At 71.8% G+C, this 1,951-nt stretch carries 1 protein-coding gene and 1 pseudogene; both read left to right on the top strand.

The genetic code is table 11. The features are described from left to right. A pseudogene (locus C1J01_RS50835) lies at positions 1-537 on the top strand (hypothetical protein); the annotation flags it as partial. A gap of 868 nt (positions 538-1,405) precedes the next feature. After that, on the top strand, positions 1,406-1,951 hold a 546-nt coding region (locus C1J01_RS47830), incomplete at its 3' end, for an NADH-quinone oxidoreductase subunit J family protein (RefSeq protein WP_111185764.1).

The raw sequence follows: 1,951 nt of genomic DNA on the forward strand, positions 1-1,951 counted from the left end.
GCCCATCTCCTGCGGACCGCCAAGCTTCAGCGGGCCGCCCATCTCCTGCAGGCCGGACATCTCCTGCAGACCGCCCAGCTTCTGCGGGCCGCCCAGACCGCGCCGATCGCCCAGCGGGAGTCGATCGCCCGGAGCGAGCCGACCGTCCAGCGGGAGCCGATCGCCCAGCGCAGTCCGATCGCGGGGCCGCCACCGAGCTGCCGGCCCCCACCGACCGCGAGGCCGCTGCCGACCATCCAGTGCCCGCTGACCGCCCGGCTTCAGCTGAGCGCCCGGGCAGCGCCGACCGTTCATCCCGGTCCGATCAACCTCCTCAGGCTGGTGGACCTGCTCAGGCTGATGGACCTGACCACACCAAAGGCCCGCACCGTCCCGACGGTCCTGACCGCACGGCCGGGGCGCAGCGTGACGACACCGCACCGCCGACCACCGGCGAAGCCGGCCGTCCTGCGGAATCGGCCCCGGCCGAGCCCACCACCCCGACCGGGGAATCGGCGCGGCCCCGCACTCCCGGCGGCCGCCCACGCCGCCCGATGACGAACGTACGGGGAATCCGCCCACCCGGAGCTCTCCCTCAGCCGACCACGCCTCCAGAACCTCCCACCACGGGTCCCGCAAACCAACGGAAGGGTTCCACCGGCCCTGCGACGCCGGAGCAAACCGCTCCCGCTCCCGCGAAGCGACCGGAGGCCGCAGCCGCTGCAACGCCGGAAGAGACGGCCGGTGCCAAGGCGGAAGAGACGGCCGGTGCCAAGGCGGAAGAGACGGGCACCGGCGCGGCACGCCCTGCTCCGTCGTCCGGTTCCGCAACGGGCTCCAACGCTGAACGCCCTGCTCCGTCGTCGAGTTCCGCGACCGACACCGGCGCCTCTCCCACTCGTCGTTCGGACACCTCGCCGGGCGGCGGCGAAGCTCAGCCGACCGGCAACGGCCCTTCGTCCGACGAGCCAGGATCTACCGCCGACAACCCGGGGTCATCGTCCGAGGCCCCCGGATCTCCCGCCGATCGCCCCAGGTCTCCGGCCGATGAGTCAGGATCTCCGGCCGATGGGCCCGGGTCTCCGTCCGACAGGCCAGCGCGTCCGGTCGACGAGTCCAGGTCTCCGTTCCACAGGCCGGCGTCTCCCGCCGACGGGTCGGGGTCTTCGTCCGGTGAGAACGCAGGCGATGACCCCTCACCAGGGGAGCGATCCGAGGGGTCGGGAGCCAGGGACGAAGGTTCATCCACAGGAGAGCCACCTCCAGGCCAGTTATCCACAGGCTCGGGCGAGCCGTCGCCGGGCACCCGGCCGGAGGAGCAGACTTCTGCCGCGAGCCCCCGCAGGCGGAGGATGGCCGATCCACGGTCCATCCGCCCACCGGGCCGGCTCGATCCTGACGAAACAAGGGAGTCAGAGGAGGAGTCGTGACCGAGGCGGTGCCCTCCTACCTGTCACCGACCGGGCAAGAGATCGTCTTCTTGCTGCTGGGGACGGTGGCGGTTGGATCGGCGCTGCTCGTCGTCCTGACCAAACAACTGGTTCACGCGGCCCTGTGGCTCGTGCTCTGCTTCGGCGCGCTGGCCGGCGGCTATCTCGTGCTGACCGCCGAGTTCGTGGCGTGGGTCCAGATGCTCATCTATGTGGGCGCGGTGGTCGTGCTGCTGTTGTTCGGCATCATGCTCACCCGCGCCCCCATCGGCCGCTCCGCCGACCTCGACAGCGGTAACCGGCTGGTCGCCGCCGTGGTGGCGATCGCGACCGCAGCGGTCCTGGTCACGGTCGTGATCGACGCCTTCCGTACGGCCTACACCCCTCTCACACCCGGCCGGGGAGCCGCGAAGGAGCTCGGCGCCAGCGTGTTCGCCACCTGGGTGCTGCCGTTCGAGGCGTTGTCGGTGCTGCTGCTGGCCGCGTTGATCGGCGCCATCGTCCTGTCCCGCACCGACATCCCCGGCGGCGCCCCCGCCCAC

Origin of the sequence: Nonomuraea aridisoli, from assembly GCF_003236395.1 — a bacterium.
In the GTDB taxonomy this organism is placed as follows: domain Bacteria; phylum Actinomycetota; class Actinomycetes; order Streptosporangiales; family Streptosporangiaceae; genus Nonomuraea; species Nonomuraea aridisoli.